The following is a 24,646-nucleotide window of genomic DNA, read 5'->3' on the forward strand; positions in this document are numbered from 1 at the left end:
AGGAGAATAACCATGAGTCTGTACCGCCTGCTTTCCGCCTTGCTGTGCTACCCCGAGCCCGAGCTGCTGGACGCGCTGGGCGAGGTCGAAGCCGCCTTGTCCGACTATCCCGACGCTGAGGAAACCCTGCAGCCGCTGGTCGCCTACCTGGCCACCAACGATCTCATCGCGCTGCAGGAAAACTACGTCGCCACCTTTGACCGCAACCGCTCGCATTCGCTGCACCTGTTCGAGCACGTGCACGGCGAAAGCCGCGACCGCGGCCAGGCTATGGTGGACCTGCTGGATACCTACCGCGAGCATGGCTTTGAACCGGTGGTGTCCGAGCTGCCGGACCATGTGCCGCTGTTCCTGGAATTCCTGGGCGTGATCGACCCCGCCCAGGCGCAGGACCTGCTCGACGAGGCGATCCACGTGCTGGCCGCCATCGGCGCGCGCCTGGCCAAGGGCGAAAGCCCCTACGCCTGCATCTTCGCGGTGTTGCGTGCGCAGTCCCGCGTGATTCCGCGCGAGCAGACCGAGGCGCCCGTGCGCGACATGGACGAGGCGATGGAGACCTTCGGCACCGGACCGGATGGCGTGGAACCGCTGCTGCGGCCGTTTTCGGGCGATGGCGCGCAGACCGTGCGCTTCTATCCCCGTGCGCCCGCGGCTCATTAATCTTCAGGACGACGCATCATGAACTCCCTGAATCAGTTTCTTTTCGGCATTTATCCCTACATCGCGCTGACCATCTTCCTGTTGGGCAGCCTGGTGCGCTTCGAGCGCGAGCAATACACCTGGAAGACGGACAGCTCGCAGCTGCTGCACCGCGGGCAACTGCGCCTGGGCAACATCCTGTTCCACGTCGGCATCCTGGGCCTGTTCTTCGGCCATCTGGCCGGCCTCTTGACGCCGGTGGTGGTGTGGGACACGTTGGGCGTATCGCACACGCTCAAGCAGACCGTGGCCATGGTGGCCGGCGGCGTCATGGGCGGCCTGTGCCTGATCGGCCTCTTGATCCTGATCCATCGCCGCCTGAGCGATCCGCGCATCCGCGCCACCACGCGGCCGGGCGACAAGCTGTTGCTGCTGTGGATCCTGGTCACCTTGCTGCTGGGGCTGTCCACCATCGTGCTGTCGGCCGGCCACATGGACGGCGAGATGATGGTGCGCCTGATGACCTGGGCACAGCACATCGTCACCTTCCAGGGCGACGCGGCCAGCCATATCGCCGACGTGCCGCTGCTGTTCAAGGCGCACCTGTTCATGGGCCTGACGCTGTTCGTGATCTTCCCGTTCACCCGCCTGGTGCACGTCTGGAGCGGCTTCGCCTCGGTCGGCTACCTGGGCCGCGCCTGGCAGCTGGTCCGCCCGCGCTGATTCCACGCACCAGGACTAGGAGCCGAACATGCCTGTCATCGTCAATGGCGTCGAACTGAACGACGCGGATCTGGAACGCGAACTGCCGCCGCATGCCGAGGCCGGCAATCCCATGCGCGAAGCGATCACCGCCCTGGTGCTGCGCCGCGTGCTGCTGGACGAGGCCGGCCGGCTGGGCCTGGACGCCGCGGACGAGGAGGGCGCCATCGGCGCCTTGCTGGCCCGCGAGGCACCCGCGCCCGAGGCCGACGAGGCCGCCTGCCGCCGCTACTACCAGATGCATCCGCAACGCTTCATGGCGGGCGAGCTGATCGAGGCCGACCACATCCTGTTCCAGGTCACGCCCGGCGTGAACCTGGACATGCTGCGGGCGCACGCCAATGTGGTGCTGGCCGAATTGCTCGAGGATCCCTCGCGCTTCGCCGAGGTGGCGCGGGAGCAATCGAACTGCCCCTCGGCCGCCCTGGGCGGCAGCCTGGGCCAGCTGGGCCGCGGCGACACGGTGCCGGAATTCGAGCGCGCGGTGTTCGCGCTGCCCGCTGGCGGCCTGCTGCCGCAATTGCTGGAAACCCGTCACGGCCTGCACATCGTGCGGGTGACGCGGCGCATAGAAGGCCGCATGCAACCCTACGAGCACGTGGCCGCGCAGATCGCCACGGCGCTGTCGTCCATGAGCCGCGATACCGCCTGGCGCCAGTACGCCAAGCTGCTGGTCGAGCGCGCCGACATCCAGGGCATAGACCTGCAGGGCGGGGAGCCGGAGCGCGTCTACAGCGGGAGCGCCGCATGATGGACGAGCCGGCTGCGGGACCCCTGGTGGACGGCCATGGCCGTCGCATCGATTATCTGCGCGTGTCCGTCACGGACCGCTGCGACCTGCGTTGCAGCTACTGCCTGCCCAAGGATTTCAAGGGATTCGAGACACCCGCCAACTGGCTGCGCCACGAGGAAATGGCGCGGCTGGTGGGACTATTCGTTGGCCTGGGCGTCAGCAAGGTCCGGCTGACCGGCGGCGAGCCGCTGCTGCGCCGCGGCCTGGCCGGTCTGGCGGGCGTCATCGCCGCCATGCCTGGCTTGAAAGACCTGTCCGTGTCCACCAACGGCACTCAGCTGGCGCGCCACGCGCAGGACCTGCGCGCCGCCGGCGTGGACCGTCTGAACATCAGCCTGGACACGCTGGACGCCGCCGCCTTCAGCCAGATCACCGGGCGGGATTGCCTGGAATCGGTGTTGGCGGGCCTGACCGCGGCCAAGGGCGCGGGCTTTGCGCCCATCAAGCTCAACAGCGTGGTGCACGCGGCCACGCCCGAGGCCGAGGTGCGCAGGCTGCTGGACTATGCGGTGCGGCAGGGCTTCGTGCTGCGCCTGATCGAACCCATGCCCATGGGCAGCTGCGGCCAGGGTTACGCCCATACCGATCTGAACGCCATGGGCGCGCGGCTGGCGGCCGACGCCGGCCTGCTGCCGGCCTTGGGCGGGACGGGAGCGGGGCCGGCGCGCTACTGGACCACGGGCCACGGAACACCCGTGCTGGGCGTGATCACGCCCATGTCGCGCCACTTCTGCGCCGCCTGCAACCGCGTCAGACTGGGCGTGGACGGAACCCTGTACCTGTGCCTGGGCCAGGAAGACCAGGTGCCGCTGGGCCGCCTGCTGCGCGCGGGCGCCAGCGATGCCGATCTGATCCAGGCGATCCAGGCCGGCATCGCCGCCAAGCCGGAGCGCCACGATTTCGTGGCTCGTCCGGAACGCATCGTGCGCTTCATGGCGCAGACGGGAGGCTGAGATGCGCGACATCGAACGTCTGGTCGACGGCTTCCAACGCTTCCAGCAGCAGTACTACGAAGACGCGCCGTCGCTCTACCGCAATCTTTGCGAAGGCCAGCACCCCAGCACTTTGCTGGTGGGCTGCTGCGATTCGCGGGTGGATCCGGCCATGCTGCTGGGCTGCGACCCCGGCGACATCTTCACCGTGCGCAACGTCGCCAACCTGGTGCCGCCGGCCAGCACCGACCGTGGCTTGCAGGGCGTGCTGGCCGCGATACAGTTCGCGGTCGAGCAGTTGCAGGTCAGCCGCGTCATCGTGCTGGGCCACGCCCATTGCGGCGGTATTCGCGCCCTGATGGACCGGCGCACCCGGGGCGACGGCGAGACCGACTACCTGGAACGCTGGATGGACATCGCCGAACCTGCGCGCAAGCAGGTGTTGCAGCAGATGCCAGAGGCGACGGCCGCCGAGCGCAGGCGGGCTTGCGAGCAGGCGTCCATCCTGATTTCGCTGCGCAACCTGGAGGAACTGCCCTTCGTGCGGCGCGCGGTGGAGGCGGGCAGCCTGACCCTGCATGGCTGGTATTTCGACCTGGTGGCGGGCGCTTTGCTGGCATACTCGGCGCGGGCGGATGCCTTCCTGCCCATCGTATGCCCTTTGTTCACGGAGCTTGCATGACCCCAGTTTTTGGCATCGCCGGCCGTTCCGGCAGCGGCAAGACCACCCTGATCGAGGCCATGCTGCCCTTGTTGGCCGCGCGCGGCCTGCGGGTCAGCGTCATCAAGCACAGTCACCACGATTTCCAGATGGAGCCCCCCGGCAAGGACAGCGCCCGCTTCCGCCAGGCGGGCGCGCTGGAGGTGATGGTGGCGTCGCCGTTCCGCTACGCCATCGTCCACGAGCTGCGCGACGCGCCCGAACCCACGCTGGAGGACCAATTGGCGCGCCTGTCGCCGGCCGACCTGGTGCTGGTAGAAGGCTTCAAACAGGCCGCGATCCCGCGCATCGAGGTGTACCGGCCCGCCCTGGGCAAGCCGTCCCTGCATGCGGAGGACAGCAGTTTCCTGGCGGTAGCCACCGACGCGCCGCTGGCCACTGGCCTGCCTTGCCTGCCGGTCAACGAGCCGGCGCAAGTCGCGGATTTCATTTGCCGCAGCCTTGGGCTGGCTTGACGGCCCGCGGCCGGCGCTGGAGGCGCAGCGGCTACACTGGAACCCGCCGCATTCCTCAAGCAAGACCGCGTTGAAAGCCATGAAGCCTACCGATACCGCCGCCGCCGGACCCGACGGCCTGCCTTCGCCCTGGCATCGCCTGTCCACGCGCATCGTCATCAGTTCCCTGGTGGCGCTGGTGGTGGTGCTGTCCATGGTCAGCTGGACGCTGTGGCTGTCCTGGCAGCTGGAAGGCGCGGGCGCGGCCATCAACGACACGGGCAGCCTGCGCATGAGGGCCAATCGCGTGGCGGTGGAACTGATGCGTCCGCAGGCAGGGCGCGAGTTCCGCACCAATGAGCAGGTCCAGCTGATGGACGACACCATCGCCCGGCTGGCGCGCGGCAATCCGGCGCGCCCGCTATTCATTCCCAACGACGAGGCGATCCGCAAGCAATGGCATGACGTGGCCGCCTACTGGTACGACATCATGAAGCCGGCCGCCAAGCGCGCCCTGGCGCAGCCGGACGCCGCGACCTATCTGGAAACCTTGCCGGAGTTCGTGGCCCGGGCGGATACGCTGGTGCGCATGATCGAACAGGACAACGCCGGTAAGACCACCTCGCTGCGCCTGTCGCAGGGCGTGCTGGCCGCGATTGCCAGCGCCGGCACGCTGGCGATGATCTACCTGCTGTATCTCTGGATCATTTCGCCGGTGCTGCGGCTGCGCGACGGCCTGCAACGCATGGCTGCCAGGGAATTCAGCACCCGGCTGCCGGTGGAAAGCCAGGACGAGTTCGGTGTGTTGGCGCGCGGCTACAACCGCATGGCCGATGAGTTGCAGGATCTGTACACCGGCCTGGAACGGCGCGTCGAAGAGAAGACCGCCCAGCTGGCCGCGCAGAACCGCGATATCGGCGCGCTCTATGACATGGCCGCCTTCCTGAACCAGCCCAACGAGATCGAAGCGCTGTGCGACGGCTTTCTGCGGCGCGTGATGCTGCAATTCGACGCCGAGGGCGGCAGCATCCGGGCGCTGGACCCCAACAACGAGAAGCTCAATCTGATGGTGTCGGTCGGGCTGTCGGACGAGCTGGTCGAATCCGAGCATTGCATGCGGGTGAACGACTGCTATTGCGGCGTCGCCACGCGGCAGGCCGGGGTCATCGTCATCCAGGATTTCCGCGAGTCGCCGCCGGCGATGGAACTGAACTGCCAGCGCGACGGTTTTGCCAGCGTGGCCGTGTTCCGCATCGTCACGCGCGACGAGGTGCTGGGGTCGTACTCCCTGCATTTCCGCCAGCAACGCCGCCTGTCACCGGCCGAATCGCAGCTGCTGGAAACGCTGGGCCAGCATCTGGGCGTGGCCCTGGACAACCGCCGCCTGAGCGCCCAGGCGCGGCAGCTGGCGGTGGTGCGCGAGCGCGGGCTGGTGGCGCAGGGGCTGCACGACAGCCTGGCCCAGGGCCTGAACTTCCTGAACCTGCAGTTGCAGATGTTGGACGCCGCCGTCAAGCGCGGCGACCAGGCGGAAATCGACGAGATCCTGCCGTTGCTGCGCACTGGCGTGGACGAAAGCTACCAGGACGTGCGCGAGCTGCTGACCAACTTCCGCACCAAGCTGTCGCAGGGCGACCTGCAAGCCGCCATCGAAGACACCGTGGCGCGTTTCCGGCGCCAGACCGGGATCGAGACCGAATTGCGCTTCGGACGGGGCGAGGGCGCGCCGTTGCCGCCTGACGAGCAGTTGCAGGTGCTGTTCATCCTGCAAGAGGCGCTGTCCAATGTGCGCAAGCATTCCGAAGCCAGCCATGTGCGCATCGATGTCGCCAATGACCGCGACTTCAGCCTGGTCATCGCCGACGACGGCCAGGGCTACGATCCCGCCGAGGTCGCGGAGCGCGGCGAATCGCATGTGGGCCTGCATATCATGCGCGAGCGCGCTGCACGCATGCGCGCCGTGATAAAACTTGAATCGCAGCCCGGCGCCGGCACGCGCGTCGCGCTGACCCTGCCCGGCAGCGAACGCCAGGCCGCCTGAACCTTCCGACCATGCCCATCCGTATCCTCCTCGTCGACGACCACACCCTGTTCCGCTCGGGCGTGCGCCTGCTGCTGCAACGCCAGCCCGATTTCGAGGTCGTGGCCGAGGCCGGCGACGGCGTCGAAGGCCTGAAGCGCGCCAAGGAACTCAAGCCCGACGTGGTCCTGCTGGACCTCAACCTGCCGGGCCTGTCCGGACTGGAAACCCTGCAGCTGCTGACCCAGGAATTGCCTGCCTGTGCGGTCATCATCCTGACGGTGTCGGAAGAGGCCGACGAACTGGGCCAGGCGCTGCGCGACGGCGCGCGCGGCTACCTGGTCAAGAACATCGATGCCGACGCGTTGACGGCCGCGATCCGCCGCGCCGCGGGCGGCGAGCCGGTCATTGCCGAGAGCATGACCGCCAAGCTGGTGGAGCAGTTCCGGGGCCAAGCCAGCCTGGCGGCGCAGGCGCCGCAGGCGGCAGGCAGCGCCGAGCGCCATCGCCTGACCGCGCGCGAGACCCAGATCGTGCAATGGCTGGCGCGCGGCGCCAGCAACAAGGTCATTGCGCGCGAACTCGACGTGAGCGAAAGCACGGTCAAGATCCACGTGCAGAACGTGCTGAAGAAACTGAACCTGACCAGCCGCGTGCAGGTCGCGGTGTACGCCGTGGAGCACGGGCTGTACACCGAAGAGTAGGGCGGCTGTCACCGGGCAGAGTCAGGAGGCCGGGCCGGGGTCTGGCGGCCTAGTTCTTTTCTATGCCGGCGATATCAACCGCCTTGCCCCAAAGCACGTAGTCGTCCTGAATGATCCTGGAGAATCCGGCGGCGTCAGTCGGCGCCAGTTGCAGGCCGATTTGGCTCAGGCGTTCTTTCAGGCCAGGAGTGCTCGCAGCCTCCTGCAATGCCGCCTCAAGCTTTTTGACGACCTCGGCGGGCAGGCCAGCCGGTCCTGCCAGACCTACCCAGCCCTGAGTTGCCAGAGGGATGCCTGCCTCCCGGAACGTGGGCGCATCCGGGAACAACGGGGATCTCGCCGCCTGGGGGACGGCGAGCACCCTGGCTTTGCCGTCGTGGACCAGCAGCGCCGCCAGTCCGTCGCCCAGAATCGCCATGTCGACTTCCTTGCGCAGCAAGCCGACGCGGGCTTCGGAGGTGCCCTTGTAGGGCACGTGGACGATGCTGAGGCCGGCTGCGGCGTTCAGCATTTCCCCTGCCAGATGGCCGCCGCTACCGACGCCGAACGAGGCGAACGTCAGTTTTCCCGGCTCGGCGCGGGCTTTGGCGATAAGCTGGTCAAAGGACTTGAAGGGCGAGTCTTCCGGGACCACGACGGCGATGCCCAGGCTGCCGAAACGGCCGATCGGCGTGAAATCCGTCCGAGGATCGTAGGGCGGCGTCTTGCGGATATGCGGAACCAAGGTCAGCGCCGCTTGAAACGGGGCGGCCAGGGTATAGCCGTCCGGTTTGGCGGTAGCCACGTACTTCATCGCGATCTGGCCGCCAGCGCCGACGCGATTCTCGACCACGACCGGCTGTTTCAGGCTGCGTCCCAGCCCGTCCGCCATCAGGCGGGCGATGGTGTCGGTATCGCTGCCTGCGGGCAAGGGCACGACCAGCGTGATCGGGCGCGCCGGGTATTCGGATTCGGCTTGGGCAGGCCCGGGTCCAAGCAGAGTTGCGCTCAAGATGGCCGGGGCCAGAATGCGGGTGAACGTTGCCGTCGACATTTTCTCTCCTCCTGTTGCTCAGGTCTGGCCTGAATCAGCTGCCTGACTGGATCAGGCGTGCGGCTTTTTCCCCGATCATCATCGAGGGCGCATTGGTGTTGGCCGAACACATCGTCGGCATGATTGACGCGTCCGCCACCCGCAGCGAGGAAACACCCTTGACCCGAAGGCTGGCGTCCACCACGGCTTGCGCATCCGACCCCATCCTGCAGGTGCCCACGGGATGGTATGAGGTCTGACCTATGGTTCTTGCATAGTCCAGCAGATCGGATCCTTTCAACCGCAGGGGGCCGGGGCGGGTTTCCCTGACGACGAAAGGGGCGAGCGCGGGCTGCGTCGCCACTTTGCGCGCGAATTCGATTGCCGCCACGGTGACGCGCTGGTCCTCGTCGCTGGAGAGATAGTTGGCATGGATAGTCGGCGCTTCGCCCGGTTCGCGCGATCGGATGTGCACCGAGCCGCGTGACGTCGGCCGCAAGGGGAAGGTTCCGATGGAGAAGCCGGGAAAGTCGTCCAGCACGAGCTTCTTGGGGTCGCGCGCATCCGGGCTGGATAGCCAGTGCAGCTGCAGTTTGACGTCCGGTTGCGCCAGCGCCGGGTCGGACTTGGCCAGCGCATGCGCGACTGCGCTGGCGCAGCTCATCATGCCGCGTCCGCGCAGCGCGAAATCGGCCGCCATCCAGGCTTTGCGCAGCGGATTGCGCATGATCTGGTTCAGGGTGACGGCGTTGCGGCATTCGTAGGTCACCCGCGTGTGGAGATGGTCCTGCAGATTTTCGCCAACCGCTGGCGCATCGTGCAGGACCGGGATGCCAAACTTTTCCAGCAAGCCGCGCTGGCCGATGCCGGACAGTTCCAGGATCTGGGGCGACTGGATCGCGCCGGCGCAGAGGATGACCTCGCGGCTGGCGTTGGCCCTGACGAGCTGGCCCCCATGACGGTATTCGACGCCCGTGGCCGTGGTTCCGTCAAACAGGATCCTGGACACCAGCGCGCCCGTTTGCAGGCGCAGGTTCGCGTTCTGCGCCAAGGGACGGATGAATGCTTCGCGGCTGCTCCAGCGCCACCCTTTGCGGATGTTGTGCTGGATGTAGCCCACACCCTCGTAGTCGGCGCCGTTGTAATCGGGATTGCGCGGGATGCCAGCGGAAACGCAGGAATCGACGAAGGCGTCCATCAGCGGATGGCGCGACCGGAACTCAGTCACTGAAACCGGCCCGCTGCGCCCGCGCACGGCGGGATCGCCGCCCGCATAGCCTTCGATCTCACGAAAAATCGGTTTCAGGTCATCGTAGCCCCAGCCGGTCGCGCCGAATTCGTCGCGCCAGCGGTCGAATTCGGCCGGGTCGCCATGCACCCAGATCATGCCATTGACCGAAGACGATCCTCCCACGACTTTGCCACGCGGCCAGAAGATGCTGCGGTTGTTCATATGCCTTTCGGCTTCGGTGTGGAACCGGCGCAGCCCGCGTTCGCCGCGAAGTATGTATGCAACGCCCGCGGGTATGCGTATCCAGATCCACCGGTCATCCTCGCCCGCTTCCAGCAGCAGTACCGAGCGGCCGCTCGCGGCCAGCCTGGCAGCCAGCGCGCAACCGGCCGAGCCTGCGCCCACGACGATGTACTCATAGTTCTCGGGCCGATTCACGAGTCTGCTCCCAATTGCTCGCGCAGTCGCGCGGCTTCGTCGCCCATGCGCTGGAAGCGCTTGTCCGGTTGTTCCGGAAAGGGATTGTCTTTCCCCAGGACGGGGGGGCAGGGCGTGATAGCCAGTTCCACCAAGACAGGCGAAGCGGCGGCCATGATGTCAGGCAACGAGGTCGCCAACTCCCGCGCGTCGCCGATGTGGAATGCGGCGGCATAGCCCGCGGCCATCGCCGCGGCGGCGAAGTCGACCCTGCCGCCACCGGGCATGCCGAGATTGGCGTTGCCGTTGAATTGCACGCCATTGGCAAATACGAAGTGGATATAGCGACGCGGCGCGGCGCCCGCCACGGTGGCCAGGACTCCCAGTTCCATGAGCAGGCTGGCGTCGCCATCCAGGACAAGGACGGCGCGCGCCGGCTGCGCCAGCGCGATGCCTAGCGCCAGCCCCGCCGCTCCGCCCATCAGCGGGACGGACGACAAGGCGAGAGGCGCGCCCGGAGCGACCTCGTCCATGGCCTTCATGGCGCTCATGGTGCTTACCACGACGGCGTCGCCGCGGGCCGCGTGGATGGCGCGGCAGGCTTCCAATGTAGTCATAGGCATATGCGGTTCAATCCCATTCGGTGTGGCGGCCGACAATGACGGCAGCGGGTGTATGCGAGCGTTTTGCGTGGGTCCACGCTGTTTCGACCACGCCCAGGTCCGCCTCGGTCTCGATGTTCCAATGGGCGATGGTCAGCGCGTCCAGTACCGGCTCCAGCAAACTCACCATGTGGCGGCGGGACGCCCGCATCTCCTGGCCGAAGTTGCTGAACTCCCGTCCGAACTGGCCAATCATCAGGAGCAGAGGGATCCGCGCGTCCAGTCCGCAGGCCCTCAATGAATTGACGCAGTTATAGAGCCCCTGGTTTTGCATCATGATCACCGGCTGGCGGCCGCCGATGTACAAGCCGGAGGCGACGTGCAATGCCTGATTCTCATTGGCGCAGTAGGTGACGTCGATGCGGCCGCGGTCGGCATCCAGGTATTGATGGGTGGCGATCTGCACGAAGTCGGGCACGACGGTCGCGGAATCGATGCCACAGTCCGACAGGGCACGCGCGATGGCGCTGCCCTTGACTGCAGGCGGAATTGAGGAAGGCATGGCTGGTCTCCTGATTGTTCGTTTGATGTCGGTCCGCCGCCATTGCTTCGGCAGGGTGCGAGTTCGGCATCCAGCTGTAGCGCCGAACTCGCTATTCCCGAGCTATGCGAAGAAGTGTAGGCTTGCGATTGATCCGGTATTAGTCATTTGTTTTTATCAATCGATACGTTTTAGGTATTGCCATGAACATGCCCACTTCACTTGTCCGCCGTCTGCGCGCACGCCATCTGGAGTTGTTGCAGATCCTCGGAGAAGTCTCTACGGTTCACGCGGCCGCCAAGCAGATGAACCTGTCGCAGCCGGCGACCACGCGCATGCTCCGCGAAGTGGAAGAGATGTTCGGTGGCCAGCTGTTTGAAAGGAGCGCGCGAGGCATTGCGGCGAACCGGTCGGGAGCCGCGCTGATCGCGCGCGCGGCGATACTGATGCGCGAACTGGCGACGATCGAAAAGGAAGTTGAGCTTGAGCGCCAAGGGCAGCAGGGGCTGCTGCGTGTCGGCGCTCTAAGCGGCAACCTCAATGCGACGCTCGCCGTGGCCCAGCTGCTCAAGCAGGCCCCGGCGGTGCAAGTGTCGATCCGGGAAGGGCAGATCAATCTTCTGATTGCGGCCTTGCTCGGAGGAGAGCTGGATTGCGTGGTAGGTCCCATCACCGACGAAGAGCTGCGCAATCCGCGCATCGATGAGCTGCGTCTGGAGCGGCTGGTTGAGGATTCGATGGCGGTGGTCGCGTCGCCGAAAAGCCCCTGGTGCAAGCGTCGGCGCATCAAATGGGGCGATCTCAGTGGCGAACGCTGGATACTCCCTCCGCCGGAGTCGGTGTTGCGGCGGGCTTTCATGCGGGTCTATCTGGAGCTTGGCATGAGTCCGCCCGAGCACCGCGTGGAAGCCCTGTCGCCTTTGACTACCCGCTCGCTGATCACTCAGAACACCGTCGAATTGGGATTGTTGCGCATGGCGCACGCCAAGGAAGAAGCGAGGCTGGGAGGCCTGAAAGTCCTGTCCATGGTTTCCGAGCCGAAATTGCCTCCACTGGCCTTGCTGGCGCGGCGGGCGCCGAGCTTGAGGCCCATGCTGCTCGATCGCTTCATCAAGTTGCTGAAGGACTCGTCCGCCGCGATCAATGGCGGCTAGGGTGATGTCGCCGTTTGATCTGCGACAAGGCCAGGGGCGTGGCGGCCCCATAGACTGGCCGGCATGGAAACTCGAACCTCTCCCATGGAGCTCGTGGCCCCCGCCGGCAGCCTGGCCGCGCTGAAGGCCGCCATCGACGCCGGCGCCGACACCGTCTACCTCGGGCTCAAGAACGCCACCAACGCCCGCAACTTCGCCGGGCTCAACTTCACCGAAAGCGACATCCGCGCAGGCGTGGAGCTGGCCCACAGCCGCGGGCGCCAAGTGCTGTTCGCGATCAATACGTTTGTGCAGGCGGGCAGGGCGCCGGAGTGGCGCGCCGCCGTGGATGCGGCCCACGGGCTGGGCGCCGATGCCGTCATCATGGCCGACGCCGGGTTGCTGGCCTACGCCAGCGACCGCTATCCCGACCTGCGCCTGCATCTGTCGGTGCAAGGTTCCGCCACCCACGCCGACGCCATCGAGCTGATGAAGGAACAGTTCGGCATCCGCCGCGTGGTGCTGCCGCGCGTGTTGACCCTGGCCGAGATCGCGCGCATCTGCGCCAACGTCAGCGTCGAGGTCGAGGTGTTCGGCTTCGGCAGCCTGTGCGTCATGGCTGAGGGCCGTTGCCTGTTGTCGTCCTACGCCACCGGCGATTCCCCCAACAACAAGGGCGTCTGTTCGCCCGCGCATGCGGTGCGCTGGTCGGAAGAGAACGGCCGCATGGACGCGCGCCTGAACGGCATCCTGATCGACCGCTACGAGCCGGGCGAACCGGCGGCCTATCCCACCCTGTGCAAGGGCCGTTTCGATGTGGACGGCCAGGCCGACCACGCGCTGGAGGAGCCCACCAGCTTGAACGCCATCGGCCTCTTGCCGCGCCTGGCGGAGATGGGCGTGTCGGCCATCAAGATCGAAGGACGGCAGCGCAGCCCGGCCTATGTCACCCAGGTGGTGTCGACGCTGCGCGCGGCCTTGGATGGCGCGCACGCGGACGCCTCCCGTTTTTCGCCCCGTCCCGAATGGAACGCCATGCTGGCGCGCCATTCCGAGGGTTCCCAAGTCACGCAAGGCGCATTCGAACGTCCATGGAAATGAAACCTAGCGCATACCAGATATCGGTTGCACCGCTGCAGTACTACTGGCCGCGCCAGCACACGCTGGATTTCTACGCGGCCTTGGCCGACAGCCCCGCCGACATCATCTACGTGGGCGAAACCGTCTGCAGCCGCAGGCACGAGCTGCGCGCCGAGGACTGGCTGGAGCTGGCGCGCGACCTGCGCGACGCGGGCAAGACGGTGGTGCTGTCGGGCCGCACCCTGATCGAGACCGGCGCGGAAGCCAGCGCGCTGAAGAAGCTTTGCGGACAGGACGACTTCATGGTCGAGGCTGGCGAACTGGGCGCGGTGCGGCACCTGAACGGCCGCTTCTTCGTGGCTGGTCCCCATATCAATGCCTATCACGGCGGCACCCTGGAATGGCTGGCCGAGCGCGGAGCGGCACGGTTCGTCGCGCCGCTGGAAATGGACAGCAAGACGCTGGCCCGCCTGATGGCCGAAAAGCCCGCCGGCCTGGAAGCGGAAGTCATGGTGTGGGGCCGCATGGCGCTGGCGTTCTCGGCGCGCTGCTTCACGGCGCGGCATTTCCGCCTGAAGAAGGACGATTGCGGCTTTCGCTGCATCGAACATCCGGACGGGCTGGACATGCGTACGCGGGAATCGCGCGATTTCCTGGCGATCAACGGCATCCAGGTGCAGTCGGGCGCCTGTCTGGATCTGCTGTCGCAGGCGCCGGAGCTTGCTGCCATGGGGGTGCAGGTGCTGCGGGTGAGCCCGCAATCGGCCGGCACGCTGGAAGCGATCGCCGCGCTCGATGCGACGCGGCGCGGCCTGGCGCCGACAGAGGTGCAACCGCCTGCGGGCATGGCCCGCTGCAACGGTTATTTCCACGGCAAGCCCGGCATCGATCTGTTGGAGGCCGCCGCATGAGCGCCGCGATCCAAGTGCCCGGCGTGTTCGCCAGGCTGGGCCGGCGCTTACCCGCGCCGTTCGTCTCGCTGCATTTCACCACGGGGCTGGAACTGGCGCGGCGGCTGAAGTGGCTGACGCCGCCCGCAGAACTGGAGGGCCGCAGCTTCGCCATCACCGTCGAGGACCTGGGCCTGCGCAGCAGCTTCGCCGTGCGCCAGGGCGCCTTTCGCCCGGTATGGAACGGCGCGGCCGCTGAGCTGGAACTGGGCGCCAGGCTGGCCGATCTGCTGGCCTTGATGCGTTCCGAGACGGACGCCGATACCTTGTTCTTCCAACGCCGGCTGCGGATCTCGGGCGATACCGAGCTGGGCCTGATCGTCAAGAACTGGCTGGATGCCGCGCCGCGGCCGGCGTGGCTGCAAGGCGCGATGCGCTAGCGGCGAGCATTGTCCGCCAACGCCTGCGGGCATTGCGGGAATCCACCACGGATCGTGCTATACCGGGCGTCTTTGCTGCGGGAAGCGTTGCCGCATTCCCGGGCGCGATCGAACGGAGGTAGCAATGCGGGTCATGGTTGTGGGCGCCAGCAAGGGGCTGGGCAGGGCATTCGTCGAGGGGCTGGGCCAGGATGCCTCGCTGATCGTGGGCGTGGCCCGCCGCGCGCCGTCGGACATTGTCGTCCCGCCGGGCTGCGAACTGCGCTGGATCGAAGCGGACCTGTCGCAGCCCGAGGCCGCCGTCGAGCAGATCGCCGCGCAAGCCCCGGATGAACTGGACGCCGTCCTCTACAACCTGGGCGTGTGGGAAGAGCATGCGTTCAGCGAGGACTACGACTTTCTGGCGGATACGCCGACAGAGATCGCGCGGATGGTCGACATCAACGTCACCGCGACCATCCTGTTGCTGCAACGCCTGATACCGCGTGTCCTGGGCGCGCGCAGGCCGCAGCTCGTCCTGACCGGCTCGACCTCCGCGCTGGCCGGCAGCGGCCGCCCCGAGGTTACGTTCGGCGCGTCCAAGCACGCGCTGCGCGGCATCGCCGACGCTTTGCGCGAAAGCTTCAGGTCGCGCCGGCTGGCGGTGACCTGCCTGCAATTAGGCTACCTGAACACGCAAGACGGCCTGGACGTGCCGCGCGACGCGGCCAGCATGCGGGGAGAGGGCGGCTTGATACCGGTGCACGACGTGGTGGCGATGACGCGCGCGCTGCTGAATCTGTCCGATGCCTCGTTCGTGCGGGAGATCGTGATGCCGGCGCTGATGGACGAGCGGTTCTGATGCGCCGCGCGGTGATATGGTTATGAGCCCCGAGCGGTATCCATATTCCGCCCGCATAACTACAATCCGGCCTGGACTGCATACCTCGCCATCAGCATCAACAAGGAGACACGCGTGACCCAATCGAATAAGCCGTGGCGGCTAGAGACCATTGCCGTGCATGGCGGCTATCGCCCCGATCCGACCACGCGCGCCGTGGCCGTGCCCATCTACCAGACCGTGGCCTATGCGTTCGACGACACGCAGCATGGCGCCGATCTGTTCGACCTCAAGGTGCCGGGCAATATCTACACCCGCATCATGAACCCGACCACCGACGTGCTGGAGCAGCGCGTGGCGGCGCTGGAAGGCGGCATCGCCGCGCTGGCGCTGGCCTCGGGCCAGGCCGCGGTGACCTATGCCATCCTGACCATCGCCGAAGCGGGCGACAACATCGTCTCGTCCAGCACGCTGTACGGCGGCACCTACAACCTGTTCGCGCACACGCTGCCGCAGTACGGCATCACCACGCGTTTCGCCAATCCGTCCGATCTGGCCGCCTTCGAGGCCCAGATCGACGACCGCACCAAGGCCATCTTCGCGGAATCCGTCGGCAACCCGCTGGGCAACATCACCGATATCGCCGCACTGGCCGAACTGGCGCACCGCCACGGCCTGCCGCTGATCGTCGACAACACCGTGCCGTCGCCTTACCTGCTGCGCCCCATCGAGCACGGCGCCGACATCGTGGTGCAGTCGCTGACCAAGTACCTGGGCGGCCACGGCACCAGCCTGGGCGGAGCCATCATCGACTCGGGCAAGTTCCCCTGGGGCGAGCACAAAGAGCGCTTCAAGCGCCTGAACACGCCGGACGTCAGCTACCACGGCGTGGTCTATACCGAAGCCTTCGGTCCGGCCGCCTACATCGGCCGCGCCCGCGTGGTGCCGCTGCGCAATACCGGCGCGGCGATCTCGCCTTTCAACTCGTTCCAGATCCTGCAAGGCATCGAGACCCTGGCGTTGCGCGTGGACCGCATCGTCGAGAACACCGTCAAGATCGCCAACTACCTGCGCGAACATCCGAAGGTGGAATGGGTCAACTATGCGGGCCTGCCGGACCATCCCGACCACGCCTTGGCGCAGAAGTACCTGGGCGGCAAGGCGCCTGGCCTGTTCACCTTCGGCGTGAAGGGCGGCCGCGAGGCCGGCGCGCGCTTCCAGGACGCGCTGCAGCTGTTCACCCGCTTGGTCAACATCGGCGACTCCAAGTCGCTGGCCACGCACCCCGCGTCCACCACGCACCGCCAGCTCAATCCCGAAGAGCTGCAGAAGGCCGGCGTGCGCGAGGAGACCGTGCGCCTGTCCATCGGCATCGAGCACATCGACGACCTGTTGGCCGATCTGGATCAGGCTCTGGCGCAAGTGTGACCGGCCTGGCCATGTGCTGAAGCCGGCCGCGGGACTGCCCGCGCCGGTGGCGCCTTACTTGCGCGCGCCTTTGCCATTGGCCGGGCAAACCATCTCGCGCAGCTTGCGCTGCACGGGGTCTTGCGCGATCGGCGCATTGCGGATGGTGGGCGGGGGCAGCGACTCCACAATGGGGCCGGTCGCGTTCTCGCCTGCATGGTGCACGACCTGGCTGGCGGTATAGGTGCCGGCGGTGCAGTTCATGGTGACCGGCTGGGTCACGGAGCGGTAGGGTTGCCCATTGGCCGCGGAGATCTTGGGCTGGGCGTAGAACCAGGCCACGTTCACGGCCATGACGGCCGGACGCTCCGATACCACTTTGATCGATGCGCTGTCGTAGAACACGCCCGGCATGGCTTGCGGGTCTACGGGCAGCCAGTCGGGTTCGGCGGACAGCATGCCGCCGGGGCCGGGATCGCGCGGCACGATGTTCACGGCGCAGGCGTCGGCGGGCACGGGATCGCCTTCGCGCACCGTAATGGTTGCGCAGGCGTCGGGCGGGGCCGCCTGCGCGGGGTGGACCCAGGCGGTCACGGCCAGGGCGATCAGGGTTGCGTGCCTTGCGGTCATTGGTGTTTTCCGGTGGTGGCGCGGCGCGCCGTCGCCAAGCTTGTGGCCATGGCGTGTACCCGATCATACCGGGCAGGGCGGGTACGCGCGGCGCGCAAATGCCTTAGGGGCGACGCCTCCTAAGGCGTCAGCACATATTCTGGATAGCGCTTGCAGATCTCGGCCACCTGGCTGAGGGTGCCCGAAAGGTGTTCGCGCAGTACCTGTTGGGCGCGCTGTGGATCCTGCGCGGCGATGGCGTCCAGCAGGCGCTGGTGATCGTCCAGGATGCGCTCGGCTTTGCCGGCTTCGGGCAGGTGCAGGCGGCGCAGGCGATCCAGGTGGCCGCTGTAGCGCTGCGCCAGTTCCCACAGCCGGATCACGCCCGCTGCCTCGTGCATGTCGCGGTGGAAGGCCTGGTCGGCGTCGATGAAACGCTGGTACTGGGCGCTGGCATGGCTGGCGCGCTGCAGGTCGATGCTGGCTTGCAGGCGCTGGAACAGCTGCGGGTCCGGACGCTGCGCCAGCATCTGCACGATCTCCAGTTCCAGCGAGCGGCGCAGGAAATGCGCCTCGCGGGCGGCGGCCACGTCGATGCGGCTGACTACCGTGGTGTGCTGCGGGTAGATCTCGACCAGCGCCTCCTCGGCCAGGCGCATCAGTGCGTCGCGGATCGGGGTCTGGCTCAGGCCGTAGGTTTCCGCCAGCGTGATGCGCGACAGCGGCGCGCCGGGCGCGAGTTCCAGCGACAAGATCTGTTCGCGTAGGTGTTCGAAGACCTGTGGCGCGGCGTGGCGCGAGCGGTCCAGTCTGAGCTTGGTGCTTTGCATCGGGTCGCGTGCGGAGTGGGGCCTGAAGAGTAACGGAGTTTAGCGGGTTTTTACCTAGCTGACGCACTAATGTATTAGTGTTTAAATGGCCGGGTCGCCATCACGAAACACCTTCACGCCCCTATGAAACGCTCCTACGAAAGCCTGCGCAGCGCCGCCTGGATGGCCAAGGACGACCTGCGCTCCTTCGGCCATCGCTCCCGCATGATGCAGATGGGGTACGGCCCCGACGACTGGGCGGGCCGCCCCATCATTGCCATCATCAATACCTGGTCGGACCTGAATCCCTGCCACAGCCACTTCAAGCAGCGCGTCGAGGACGTGAAGCGCGGCGTGTTCCAGGCGGGCGGCTTTCCGGTGGAATTGCCGGCGATTTCAGTGTCGGAATCCTTCGTCAAGCCGACCACCATGCTGTACCGCAACTTCCTGGCCATGGAAACCGAGGAACTGCTGCGCAGCCATCCGGTGGATGGCGCCGTGCTCATGGGCGGTTGCGACAAGACCACGCCAGGCCTGCTCATGGGCGCGGTCAGCGCCGGGCTGCCCTGTGTCTACGTGCCGGCCGGCCCCATGCTGCGCGGCAACTGGAAGGGCAAGATCCTGGGGTCCGGGTCGGATGCCTGGAAACTCTGGGACGAGCGCCGCGCCGGCAAGATCACGCAGGAGCAATGGACCGAGGTCGAAGGCGGCATCGCCCGCAGCTACGGCACCTGCATGACCATGGGCACGGCCAGCACCATGACCGCCATCGCCGAAGCCATAGGCATGACGCTGCCGGGCGCGTCCTCGATCCCGGCAGCGGACGTCAACCACATGCGCATGTCGGCCGAATGCGGCCGGCGCGTGGTGGAGATGGTCTGGGAAGACCTGACGCCGCAACGCATCCTGAGCCTGGCGTCCTTCAAGAACGCCATCAACGTGGCCATGGCCATGGGCTGTTCGACCAACGCCATCGTGCACCTGGTCGCCATGTCGCGCCGCGCCGGCTGCGCCGTGGGCCTGGACGACTTCGACGCCGCCAGCCGCAAGGTGCCGGTCATCGCGAACATCCGGCCCAGCGGCGACACCTATCTGATGGAAGACTTCTTCTACGCGGGCGGACTGCCGGCGCTGATGTCGCGCTTGCACGACCATCTGGACAGGTCCGCCATGACCGTCACCGGCAAGACGCTGGGCGAGAACATCGCCGGCGCCGAGGTCTACAACGACGACGTGATCCGTCCGCTGGACCGGGCCATCTACGACGAAGGCGCACTGGCCGTGCTGCGCGGGAATATCGCGCCGGACGGTTGCGTCATCAAGCCCAGCGCCTGCGCGCCGCAGTACTTGCGCCATACCGGCCCGGCCCTGGTGTTCGACGACTACCCCAGCATGAAGGCGGCAGTGGACGACGAAGACCTGGACGTCACCGCCGACCACATCATGATCCTGCGCAACGCCGGTCCGCAAGGCGGCCCCGGCATGCCGGAATGGGGCATGCTGCCGATCCCGACCAAGCTGGTGAAGCAGGGCGTGCGCGACATGCTGCGCCTGTCGGACGCGCGCATGAGCGGCACCAGCTACGGCGCCTGCATCCTGCACGTGGCGCCGGAAAGTTATATCGGCGGCCCGTTGGCCCTGGTGCAGACGGGCGACCTGATCACCGTGGACGTGCCCGCGCGCAGCATCCACCTGAACGTCAGCGACGACGAGCTGGCCGCGCGCCGCGCCGCCTGGACGCCGCCGCCCAAGCGCTACGAGCGCGGCTATGGCTGGATGTATTCAAAGCACATCCTGCAAGCCAACGACGGCTGCGATTTCGATTTCCTGGAAACCGGCTTCGGCGCGCCCGTGCCCGAGCCCGAGATCTTCTAGGCGCCGCGCGCGCCTCATCCCCACAGTCTTCAGCCCCCCGGAGCCACCGTGTCCCCAATGAATCCCGAAACCCGCGCCCGCCTGGCTGGCGTCAGCACCGCCACCCTGTGCACGGCCTTGTTCAAGCGCGGTTTGCGCAACCAGTTCATCCAGGACGTGCGTCCGCTGAACGCCACGCTGCCCAATATGGTCGGCCCGGCTTTCACCCTGCGCTACATCCCCGCCCGCGAGGACCTGAACACCATCAAGGTGTTCGAGGACCGCGCCCATCCGCAGCGCGTTGCGGTCGAGACCTGCCCGCAAGGCGCGGTGCTGGTGATGGACAGCCGCAAGGACGCGCGCGCGGCTTCCGCGGGCTCCATTCTGGTCACGCGGCTGATGAAGCGCGGCGTGGCTGGCGTGGTGACGGACGGCGGTTTCCGCGATTCGCCCGAGATCGCCGAAATGGGCTATGCCGCCTATCACCAGCGGCCTTCGGCTCCCACCAACCTGACCCTGCATCAAGCCTTGGACATCAACGCGCCCATCGGCTGCGGCGACGTGGCGGTGTGGCCGGGCGACATCGTGGTGGGCGACCGCGAGGGCGTGGTGGTGATACCCGCCGGCCTGGCCGACGAGATCGCCATCGAGGCCGTGGAAATGACGGCCTTCGAGGACTTCGTGACCAGCGAGGTGCAGCAGGGCGCATCCATCCTGGGGCTGTATCCGCCTACGGATCCGGGCACCAAGGACAAATTCGCCGCGTGGCGCAAGCAACAGGGCCGCTGAGCCTTGCCGCCGGCGCAGCCGGCAACCCCATAAGCCAAACAAGAGGCAGGAGACAACCATGAATACGCAACGACGCGGCGCGCTGGCCGCGCTGCTGGCCGCCGCCACGCTGGGCACGCTGGCAGCGCCCGTCCAGGCCGCCGATTGGCCCGCGCAGAAGCCGATTTCCTATGTGGTGCCGTTCACCGTGGGCGGCTCGACCGACGTGGTGGGCCGAGTGCTGGCCCAGAAGCTGGGCGACCGCCTGCACCAGAACGTCATCGTCGAAAACAAGCCTGGCGCGGCGGGCGGCATCGGCGCGACCTATGTGGCCAAGGCTCCGCCCGATGGCTATACCCTGTTCGGCGGCACCATCAGCACGCACGCCATCAACGCCAGCCTGTACAAGAACCTGAAGTACGACCCGGTCAAGGATTTCGAGCCGGTCTCGCTGATCGCCTACCTGCCCAACGTGCTGCTGGTGGATCCCAACCTGGGCGTGAATTCCGTGGCCGACCTGATCGCCCTGTTGAAACGCGACCCGAGCAAGCGCACCTTCGCGTCCTCGGGCGCGGGCACCTCCACGCACCTGGCCGGGGAATTGTTCTCCAGCATGATAGGCGTGCCGCTGACGCATGTTCCTTACAAGGGCACGCCGCCCGCCATGGTCGACGTATCCTCCGGCGCGGTGACTTTCATGTTCGACCAGATGACGGCTGCCCTGCCTTTGCTGCAGACCGGCAAGCTCAAGCTGTTGGCCGTAACCACCAAGGACCGCATCGCGCTGGCGCCCGAGGTGCCGACCATGCAGGAGGCCGGGGTGCCCGGTTTCCAGATGGCGTCCTGGCAGGCCGTGTACGCGCCCAAGGGCACGCCCAAGCCCATTCTCGACAAGCTGGCGCAGGAAATCGCGGTAATCCTGAAAGAGCCTGACGTGCAGGAAAAGCTGGGCAAGACCATGGGGATGGAACTGGTCGGCAGCACGCCGGATCAGTTGCGCGAGCTGATGGCGACCGAGATTCCGCGTTGGGCGGAAGTGGTGAAGAAGTCGGGCGCGACGGTCGAGTAGACGGGCCGGGCTTGCGGGGCGCGGTGCATTGCGACCGCGCCCGCAGCCGTTCAGGGATTCAAACTCAGGGCTTCAGATTCAGCTTCGGCACCAGCGCCTTGAACGCCTCCTCCTGGCGCGCCACGTCGGCCGTGAACTGCGGCAGGTCGGCATACGAAGGCGTCAGGTTCTGCTTGCGCATCAGCGCCTGGAAGTCCTGCGATTGCGCCACCTGGCGAGCCGCGGCCCGCCATTTCTCCACCGCGTCCGCGGGCGTGGCCTTGGGCAGTCCGATGCCGCGCCAGACGCTGAATTGCAGGTCCGCGCCTTTCTCCTTCATGGTCGGCACGGCGGGCAGGTTGTCCAGGCGCTTGGGCGCCATGACGGCCAGGGTGCGCAGCTTGCCGGTCTCGACATGCTGCTGCAGTTCGGCGTAGGCGACCGTGGTGGCCTGCACGTCGCCTGCCAGCAAGCCCATGATGGCCGGGGCCGAGCCCTGGTAGGGCACGTGCACGAACTTCACGCCGGCCTGCTCGCCCAGCGCCGCCGCCGCCATGTGCGGCACGGTACCTATGCCGGCGTTGGACACCGCCACGCGCTCGGGATTCTTCTTCGCGTCCGCCAGGAATTCCTCCACCGTCTTCCAGGGCGCATCGGCGCGCACCGTGACCGACGAGGGATCGTCGGTGAAGCGCGCGATGGGCTGGAAGTCGCCGACCGTGGTCTTGCCTATGCCCATCAAGGGAACCACCAGCATTTCAGGCGTCATCAGCACCAGCCGGTAGCCGTCGGGCTGCGCATTGGCGACGTAGGCCCAGCCGATGGAGCCGCTGGCGCCGGGCTTGTTGATCACCACCGTGGGCTGCGCCAGCAGCGGCGGGCGCACCGCCTCGGCGATGGCGCGCGCGGTGTTGTCGCTGCCGCCGCCAGGCTGGTAGGCGACCACCAGTTCCATCGAGCGGGCGGGGTAGTCCGCGGCATGCGCGGCGGACAGGACGGAAACTGCGGACAGGGCGCTGATGGCCAGCGCGGACAGGCGGTAGGGGCGCATGGTGGCGGCTCCGGTATCAGTAGCCCAGGGCGGAAAGGTCCGCGAGCGTCTGCTTGGTGATGGCGATGGTGCGTTCGCGTTCGGCCCCGGCCAGGTCCAGGCGCGGCGGCTTGACGGTTTCGGCGCTGCCGGTGATGAGGTGTTCTGCCAGCTTGATGTGCTGCACCAGCTTGACGACGGTGTCCAGGTGGAACAGCGGCGTCAGCGCGGCATAGAGCTTGCGGGCCCGCACGAAATCGCCCTCGACGGCCAGCTTCAGCAGGTCGACGGACGCCTTGGGCACCGCATTGGCCATGCCCGATACCCAGGCGGTCACGCCCAGCGCGGCGCTTTCCAGGATCAGGTCGTCCACGCCGCAGATCACGGCCAGCCGGTCGCCAAAGCGCGTGATCAGGTCGGTCACGCGGGTGGTGTCGTAGGACTCCTCCTTGATGGCGACGATGGTCGGCTCTTCCAGCAGTTCAGCCACCAGGTCCGGGGTCAGGTCCACGCCGTAGCCGCGCGGGTTGTTGTAGAGCAGGATGGGCAGGGCGCTGGCCCGCGCCACCGTGCGGTAGAAGGCCACGGTTTCGCGGCCGTCGGATTTGTAGGTCAGGCCGGGGAACACCATCAGGCCGTTCACGCCGATGCGCGCGGCTTCCTGGGCGAAGGCGGCGGCGCGCGCCGTGCCGGTTTCCGCCACGCCCGAGACCACCGGCACCCGGCCGCGCACGGTGTCCACGGCGGTGCGCAGCACCTGTAACTTCTCTTCGGGCGAGAGCTGGGCGTTTTCGCCCACCATGCCCATCATCACCACGCCGCCCACGCCGTTCTCGATCAGGCGTTCCAGTCCCTGGCGGATAGCCTCCAGGTCCAGCGAAAAATCGGGTTTCAGCTTGGTGGTGACGGCGGGGAATACGCCTTGCCATTGAATGCTCATGCTGCGGCTCCTGATGCGTGGTCCATCCAGCTGGTTCCGGTTGGATGTTGGTTATTGGATATTGGATCCAAAAATATGGGGTTTAAAAAAACGAGGCTGGGGCCTCGGACCGTCGCTCAGGGAGTGGCGGCTTGAACTGGATCATGGATCCAATATACTCACATTAAACGGGCTGCGGGCACCGGCTGTCTCTCGGGGTTTTCCTGGGCATGGACGGTCCGGTTCCGGCAATCCGACGCCGTGCGGCACCCGCCCGGCGGCTCAACCAGGCAGGTTATACGTGTCCCAGAATTCGCCGCTTTCCGCTCCTCCGCAGTCCCGTCCCCAGGCCGCTACCGCTGGCCGCCTCGTGCGCAAGACCGCCGTCGAACTGGTGGTCGACGAACTGCGCGACCGCATCCTGTCGGGCGCGATTCCTCCCGGCTCCGCGCTGCGCCAGGAATTGTTCGCCGAGGAACTGGGCGTGAGCCGCCTGCCGGTGCGCGAGGCCATCCGCCAGCTCAGCGCCGAAGGGCTGATCGACATGATTCCGCACCGCGGCGCCTATGTGTCCATGCTGTCGCGCGCCGAGGTGCAGGAGTTCTTCGATATCCGCCTGCGGCTGGAGCCGTGGCTGTTCCGGCTGGCCGTGCAGCAGCGCGAGGTCCAGGATCTGGACCTGGCCAGCCAGGTGGTGGCGCAGATGGACGCCGCCGAGCCCGAGCAATGGGGCCGCCTGAACTGGCAGCTGCATGAATTGCTGTACCGCTCGGCGCAACGGCCCGCGGCGCTGGCCATGGTGCGCGCGCTGCACGAAAAATCCGAACGCTACTTCCGCTTCCAGATCGTCAACGCGCCGATCCGCCAACAGGCCCATGACGAACACAGCGAACTGATCACGCTCGCCCGCCAGGGCCGGGCGGAAGAGGCCGAGGCCGCGCTGGAGCGGCACATCGCCGAGGCCGCCGAGCAGATACTCGCCATCGTCGATCATCTGCTGGATGCGTCGGCCTTGCAGGAACCGGCCTGAC

At 66.9% G+C, this 24,646-nt stretch carries 26 protein-coding genes; 18 read left to right on the plus strand and 8 right to left on the minus strand.

Annotated elements, in window-relative coordinates:
* The first annotated feature begins 12 nt into the window (after positions 1 to 12).
* The 8 genes from narJ to AXYL_RS14745 all read left to right on the plus strand — a co-directional run bounded on the left by narJ (position 13) and on the right by AXYL_RS14745 (position 7,005).
* Positions 13 to 660: a nitrate reductase molybdenum cofactor assembly chaperone gene (gene narJ / locus AXYL_RS14710; RefSeq protein ID WP_013393595.1), complete on the plus strand. Its 648-nt coding sequence runs from the start codon at positions 13 to 15 to the stop codon at positions 658 to 660.
* A gap of 18 nt (positions 661 to 678) precedes the next feature.
* Entirely contained in the window at positions 679 to 1,362 is a 684-nt protein-coding gene (narI, locus tag AXYL_RS14715; protein WP_013393596.1) for a respiratory nitrate reductase subunit gamma, read from the plus strand.
* Between the two features lie 28 nt (positions 1,363 to 1,390).
* Positions 1,391 to 2,152 (plus strand): peptidylprolyl isomerase, encoded by a 762-nt coding sequence (locus AXYL_RS14720; RefSeq protein ID WP_013393597.1) that lies wholly within the window; start codon positions 1,391 to 1,393, stop codon positions 2,150 to 2,152.
* Positions 2,149 to 3,147, plus strand: coding sequence for a GTP 3',8-cyclase MoaA (gene moaA, locus AXYL_RS14725; RefSeq protein WP_013393598.1), 999 nt, complete (start codon positions 2,149 to 2,151; stop codon positions 3,145 to 3,147). The genes AXYL_RS14720 and moaA overlap by 4 nt, the downstream gene beginning before the upstream one ends.
* Before the next feature lies 1 nt (position 3,148).
* Positions 3,149 to 3,808 (plus strand): carbonic anhydrase, encoded by a 660-nt coding sequence (locus tag AXYL_RS14730; protein WP_013393599.1) that lies wholly within the window; start codon positions 3,149 to 3,151, stop codon positions 3,806 to 3,808.
* Positions 3,805 to 4,302 carry a molybdopterin-guanine dinucleotide biosynthesis protein B gene (mobB, locus tag AXYL_RS14735; RefSeq protein ID WP_013393600.1) on the plus strand — a complete coding sequence of 166 codons (498 nt, stop codon included), beginning with the start codon at positions 3,805 to 3,807 and terminating at the stop codon, positions 4,300 to 4,302. The genes AXYL_RS14730 and mobB overlap by 4 nt, the downstream gene beginning before the upstream one ends.
* 79 nt (positions 4,303 to 4,381) lie before the next feature.
* Entirely contained in the window at positions 4,382 to 6,322 is a 1,941-nt protein-coding gene (locus AXYL_RS14740) for a type IV pili methyl-accepting chemotaxis transducer N-terminal domain-containing protein (protein ID WP_013393601.1), read from the plus strand.
* 11 nt (positions 6,323 to 6,333) lie between these two features.
* A complete protein-coding gene (locus AXYL_RS14745) occupies positions 6,334 to 7,005 on the plus strand; it encodes a response regulator (RefSeq protein ID WP_013393602.1) in 672 nt (223 codons plus the stop codon).
* A 49-nt stretch (positions 7,006 to 7,054) separates the two neighbouring features.
* Here the strand turns inward: AXYL_RS14745 and AXYL_RS14750 are convergent, their stop codons facing one another.
* From AXYL_RS14750 to AXYL_RS14765, 4 genes are read right to left on the minus strand one after another with little or no spacing between them, the layout of a single operon-like run.
* Positions 7,055 to 8,038, minus strand: coding sequence for a Bug family tripartite tricarboxylate transporter substrate binding protein (locus AXYL_RS14750; protein WP_013393603.1), 984 nt, complete (start codon positions 8,036 to 8,038; stop codon positions 7,055 to 7,057).
* Between the two features lie 34 nt (positions 8,039 to 8,072).
* On the minus strand, positions 8,073 to 9,686 hold the full coding sequence (locus AXYL_RS14755) for a GMC family oxidoreductase (protein ID WP_013393604.1): 1,614 nt from the start codon (positions 9,684 to 9,686) through the stop codon (positions 8,073 to 8,075).
* On the minus strand, positions 9,683 to 10,282 hold the full coding sequence (locus AXYL_RS14760; protein ID WP_237710008.1) for a thiamine pyrophosphate-dependent enzyme: 600 nt from the start codon (positions 10,280 to 10,282) through the stop codon (positions 9,683 to 9,685). Before AXYL_RS14760 ends, AXYL_RS14755 begins: the two co-directional genes overlap by 4 nt.
* A gap of 13 nt (positions 10,283 to 10,295) precedes the next feature.
* The gene (locus tag AXYL_RS14765) at positions 10,296 to 10,829 is read right to left on the minus strand and encodes a thiamine pyrophosphate-binding protein (protein ID WP_013393606.1); all 534 of its coding nucleotides are present in this window, start codon (positions 10,827 to 10,829) and stop codon (positions 10,296 to 10,298) included.
* A gap of 182 nt (positions 10,830 to 11,011) precedes the next feature.
* Here AXYL_RS14765 and AXYL_RS14770 point away from each other — a divergent pair, with 182 nt between their 5' ends.
* The 6 genes from AXYL_RS14770 (at position 11,012) to AXYL_RS14795 (ending at position 16,599) form a co-directional block, all read left to right on the plus strand.
* Positions 11,012 to 11,962 (plus strand): LysR family transcriptional regulator, encoded by a 951-nt coding sequence (locus AXYL_RS14770; protein ID WP_013393607.1) that lies wholly within the window; start codon positions 11,012 to 11,014, stop codon positions 11,960 to 11,962.
* A 63-nt stretch (positions 11,963 to 12,025) separates the two neighbouring features.
* The gene (gene ubiU, locus AXYL_RS14775) at positions 12,026 to 13,042 is read left to right on the plus strand and encodes a ubiquinone anaerobic biosynthesis protein UbiU (RefSeq protein WP_041653498.1); all 1,017 of its coding nucleotides are present in this window, start codon (positions 12,026 to 12,028) and stop codon (positions 13,040 to 13,042) included.
* The gene (locus AXYL_RS14780) at positions 13,039 to 13,932 is read left to right on the plus strand and encodes a U32 family peptidase (RefSeq protein ID WP_013393609.1); all 894 of its coding nucleotides are present in this window, start codon (positions 13,039 to 13,041) and stop codon (positions 13,930 to 13,932) included. Before ubiU ends, AXYL_RS14780 begins: the two co-directional genes overlap by 4 nt.
* Entirely contained in the window at positions 13,929 to 14,351 is a 423-nt protein-coding gene (gene ubiT / locus AXYL_RS14785; protein WP_013393610.1) for a ubiquinone anaerobic biosynthesis accessory factor UbiT, read from the plus strand. The genes AXYL_RS14780 and ubiT overlap by 4 nt, the downstream gene beginning before the upstream one ends.
* 124 nt (positions 14,352 to 14,475) lie before the next feature.
* Positions 14,476 to 15,192 carry an SDR family NAD(P)-dependent oxidoreductase gene (locus AXYL_RS14790; protein ID WP_013393611.1) on the plus strand — a complete coding sequence of 239 codons (717 nt, stop codon included), beginning with the start codon at positions 14,476 to 14,478 and terminating at the stop codon, positions 15,190 to 15,192.
* A 114-nt stretch (positions 15,193 to 15,306) separates the two neighbouring features.
* Positions 15,307 to 16,599, plus strand: a complete 1,293-nt coding sequence (locus AXYL_RS14795; protein WP_013393612.1) for an O-acetylhomoserine aminocarboxypropyltransferase/cysteine synthase family protein — start codon at positions 15,307 to 15,309, stop codon at positions 16,597 to 16,599.
* 54 nt (positions 16,600 to 16,653) lie between these two features.
* Here AXYL_RS14795 and AXYL_RS14800 read toward each other — a convergent pair whose 3' ends face one another.
* Positions 16,654 to 17,208 carry a surface-adhesin E family protein gene (locus tag AXYL_RS14800; RefSeq protein WP_013393613.1) on the minus strand — a complete coding sequence of 185 codons (555 nt, stop codon included), beginning with the start codon at positions 17,206 to 17,208 and terminating at the stop codon, positions 16,654 to 16,656.
* 119 nt (positions 17,209 to 17,327) lie between these two features.
* Positions 17,328 to 18,017, minus strand: coding sequence for a GntR family transcriptional regulator (locus AXYL_RS14805; protein ID WP_013393614.1), 690 nt, complete (start codon positions 18,015 to 18,017; stop codon positions 17,328 to 17,330).
* A 123-nt stretch (positions 18,018 to 18,140) separates the two neighbouring features.
* Here AXYL_RS14805 and araD point away from each other — a divergent pair, with 123 nt between their 5' ends.
* The 3 genes from araD to AXYL_RS14820 are packed head-to-tail and all read left to right on the plus strand — an operon-like array spanning position 18,141 to position 21,687.
* The gene (araD, locus tag AXYL_RS14810) at positions 18,141 to 19,871 is read left to right on the plus strand and encodes an L-arabinonate dehydratase (RefSeq protein ID WP_013393615.1); all 1,731 of its coding nucleotides are present in this window, start codon (positions 18,141 to 18,143) and stop codon (positions 19,869 to 19,871) included.
* A gap of 57 nt (positions 19,872 to 19,928) precedes the next feature.
* Positions 19,929 to 20,639, plus strand: coding sequence for a ribonuclease activity regulator RraA (locus AXYL_RS14815; protein WP_013393616.1), 711 nt, complete (start codon positions 19,929 to 19,931; stop codon positions 20,637 to 20,639).
* 58 nt (positions 20,640 to 20,697) lie between these two features.
* The gene (locus tag AXYL_RS14820) at positions 20,698 to 21,687 is read left to right on the plus strand and encodes a Bug family tripartite tricarboxylate transporter substrate binding protein (protein WP_013393617.1); all 990 of its coding nucleotides are present in this window, start codon (positions 20,698 to 20,700) and stop codon (positions 21,685 to 21,687) included.
* A 64-nt stretch (positions 21,688 to 21,751) separates the two neighbouring features.
* Here AXYL_RS14820 and AXYL_RS14825 read toward each other — a convergent pair whose 3' ends face one another.
* Together AXYL_RS14825 and AXYL_RS14830 are read right to left on the minus strand one after the other, a co-directional pair.
* A complete protein-coding gene (locus AXYL_RS14825; RefSeq protein ID WP_013393618.1) occupies positions 21,752 to 22,717 on the minus strand; it encodes a Bug family tripartite tricarboxylate transporter substrate binding protein in 966 nt (321 codons plus the stop codon).
* Between the two features lie 16 nt (positions 22,718 to 22,733).
* On the minus strand, positions 22,734 to 23,636 hold the full coding sequence (locus tag AXYL_RS14830) for a dihydrodipicolinate synthase family protein (RefSeq protein ID WP_013393619.1): 903 nt from the start codon (positions 23,634 to 23,636) through the stop codon (positions 22,734 to 22,736).
* A gap of 280 nt (positions 23,637 to 23,916) precedes the next feature.
* On the opposite strand from AXYL_RS14830, the gene AXYL_RS14835 reads away from it, so the two are divergent.
* Entirely contained in the window at positions 23,917 to 24,645 is a 729-nt protein-coding gene (locus AXYL_RS14835) for a GntR family transcriptional regulator (RefSeq protein WP_080551064.1), read from the plus strand.
* The last annotated feature ends 1 nt before the right edge of the window (position 24,646 follow it).

This window comes from Achromobacter xylosoxidans A8 (genome assembly GCF_000165835.1).
In the GTDB taxonomy this organism is placed as follows: Bacteria; Pseudomonadota; Gammaproteobacteria; order Burkholderiales; family Burkholderiaceae_B; genus Achromobacter; species Achromobacter xylosoxidans_B.

Bases quoted from the DNA above. Each gene is read 5' to 3' on its own strand.
- AXYL_RS14805 (WP_013393614.1), bottom strand. From the start codon at position 18,017: ATGCAAAGCACCAAGCTCAGACTGGACCGCTCGCGCCACGCCGCGCCA.
- ubiT (WP_013393610.1), top strand. From the start codon at position 13,929: ATGAGCGCCGCGATCCAAGTGCCCGGCGTGTTCGCCAGGCTGGGCCGG.
- ubiU (WP_041653498.1), top strand. From the start codon at position 12,026: ATGGAAACTCGAACCTCTCCCATGGAGCTCGTGGCCCCCGCCGGCAGC.
- narI (WP_013393596.1), top strand. From the start codon at position 679: ATGAACTCCCTGAATCAGTTTCTTTTCGGCATTTATCCCTACATCGCG.
- AXYL_RS14770 (WP_013393607.1), top strand. From the start codon at position 11,012: ATGAACATGCCCACTTCACTTGTCCGCCGTCTGCGCGCACGCCATCTG.
- AXYL_RS14825 (WP_013393618.1), bottom strand. From the start codon at position 22,717: ATGCGCCCCTACCGCCTGTCCGCGCTGGCCATCAGCGCCCTGTCCGCA.
- AXYL_RS14780 (WP_013393609.1), top strand. From the start codon at position 13,039: ATGAAACCTAGCGCATACCAGATATCGGTTGCACCGCTGCAGTACTAC.
- AXYL_RS14750 (WP_013393603.1), bottom strand. From the start codon at position 8,038: ATGTCGACGGCAACGTTCACCCGCATTCTGGCCCCGGCCATCTTGAGC.
- moaA (WP_013393598.1), top strand. From the start codon at position 2,149: ATGATGGACGAGCCGGCTGCGGGACCCCTGGTGGACGGCCATGGCCGT.
- AXYL_RS14720 (WP_013393597.1), top strand. From the start codon at position 1,391: ATGCCTGTCATCGTCAATGGCGTCGAACTGAACGACGCGGATCTGGAA.
- AXYL_RS14760 (WP_237710008.1), bottom strand. From the start codon at position 10,282: ATGACTACATTGGAAGCCTGCCGCGCCATCCACGCGGCCCGCGGCGAC.
- AXYL_RS14740 (WP_013393601.1), top strand. From the start codon at position 4,382: ATGAAGCCTACCGATACCGCCGCCGCCGGACCCGACGGCCTGCCTTCG.
- AXYL_RS14830 (WP_013393619.1), bottom strand. From the start codon at position 23,636: ATGAGCATTCAATGGCAAGGCGTATTCCCCGCCGTCACCACCAAGCTG.
- mobB (WP_013393600.1), top strand. From the start codon at position 3,805: ATGACCCCAGTTTTTGGCATCGCCGGCCGTTCCGGCAGCGGCAAGACC.
- araD (WP_013393615.1), top strand. From the start codon at position 18,141: ATGAAACGCTCCTACGAAAGCCTGCGCAGCGCCGCCTGGATGGCCAAG.
- AXYL_RS14765 (WP_013393606.1), bottom strand. From the start codon at position 10,829: ATGCCTTCCTCAATTCCGCCTGCAGTCAAGGGCAGCGCCATCGCGCGT.
- AXYL_RS14745 (WP_013393602.1), top strand. From the start codon at position 6,334: ATGCCCATCCGTATCCTCCTCGTCGACGACCACACCCTGTTCCGCTCG.
- AXYL_RS14800 (WP_013393613.1), bottom strand. From the start codon at position 17,208: ATGACCGCAAGGCACGCAACCCTGATCGCCCTGGCCGTGACCGCCTGG.
- AXYL_RS14815 (WP_013393616.1), top strand. From the start codon at position 19,929: ATGAATCCCGAAACCCGCGCCCGCCTGGCTGGCGTCAGCACCGCCACC.
- AXYL_RS14730 (WP_013393599.1), top strand. From the start codon at position 3,149: ATGCGCGACATCGAACGTCTGGTCGACGGCTTCCAACGCTTCCAGCAG.
- AXYL_RS14790 (WP_013393611.1), top strand. From the start codon at position 14,476: ATGCGGGTCATGGTTGTGGGCGCCAGCAAGGGGCTGGGCAGGGCATTC.
- narJ (WP_013393595.1), top strand. From the start codon at position 13: ATGAGTCTGTACCGCCTGCTTTCCGCCTTGCTGTGCTACCCCGAGCCC.
- AXYL_RS14820 (WP_013393617.1), top strand. From the start codon at position 20,698: ATGAATACGCAACGACGCGGCGCGCTGGCCGCGCTGCTGGCCGCCGCC.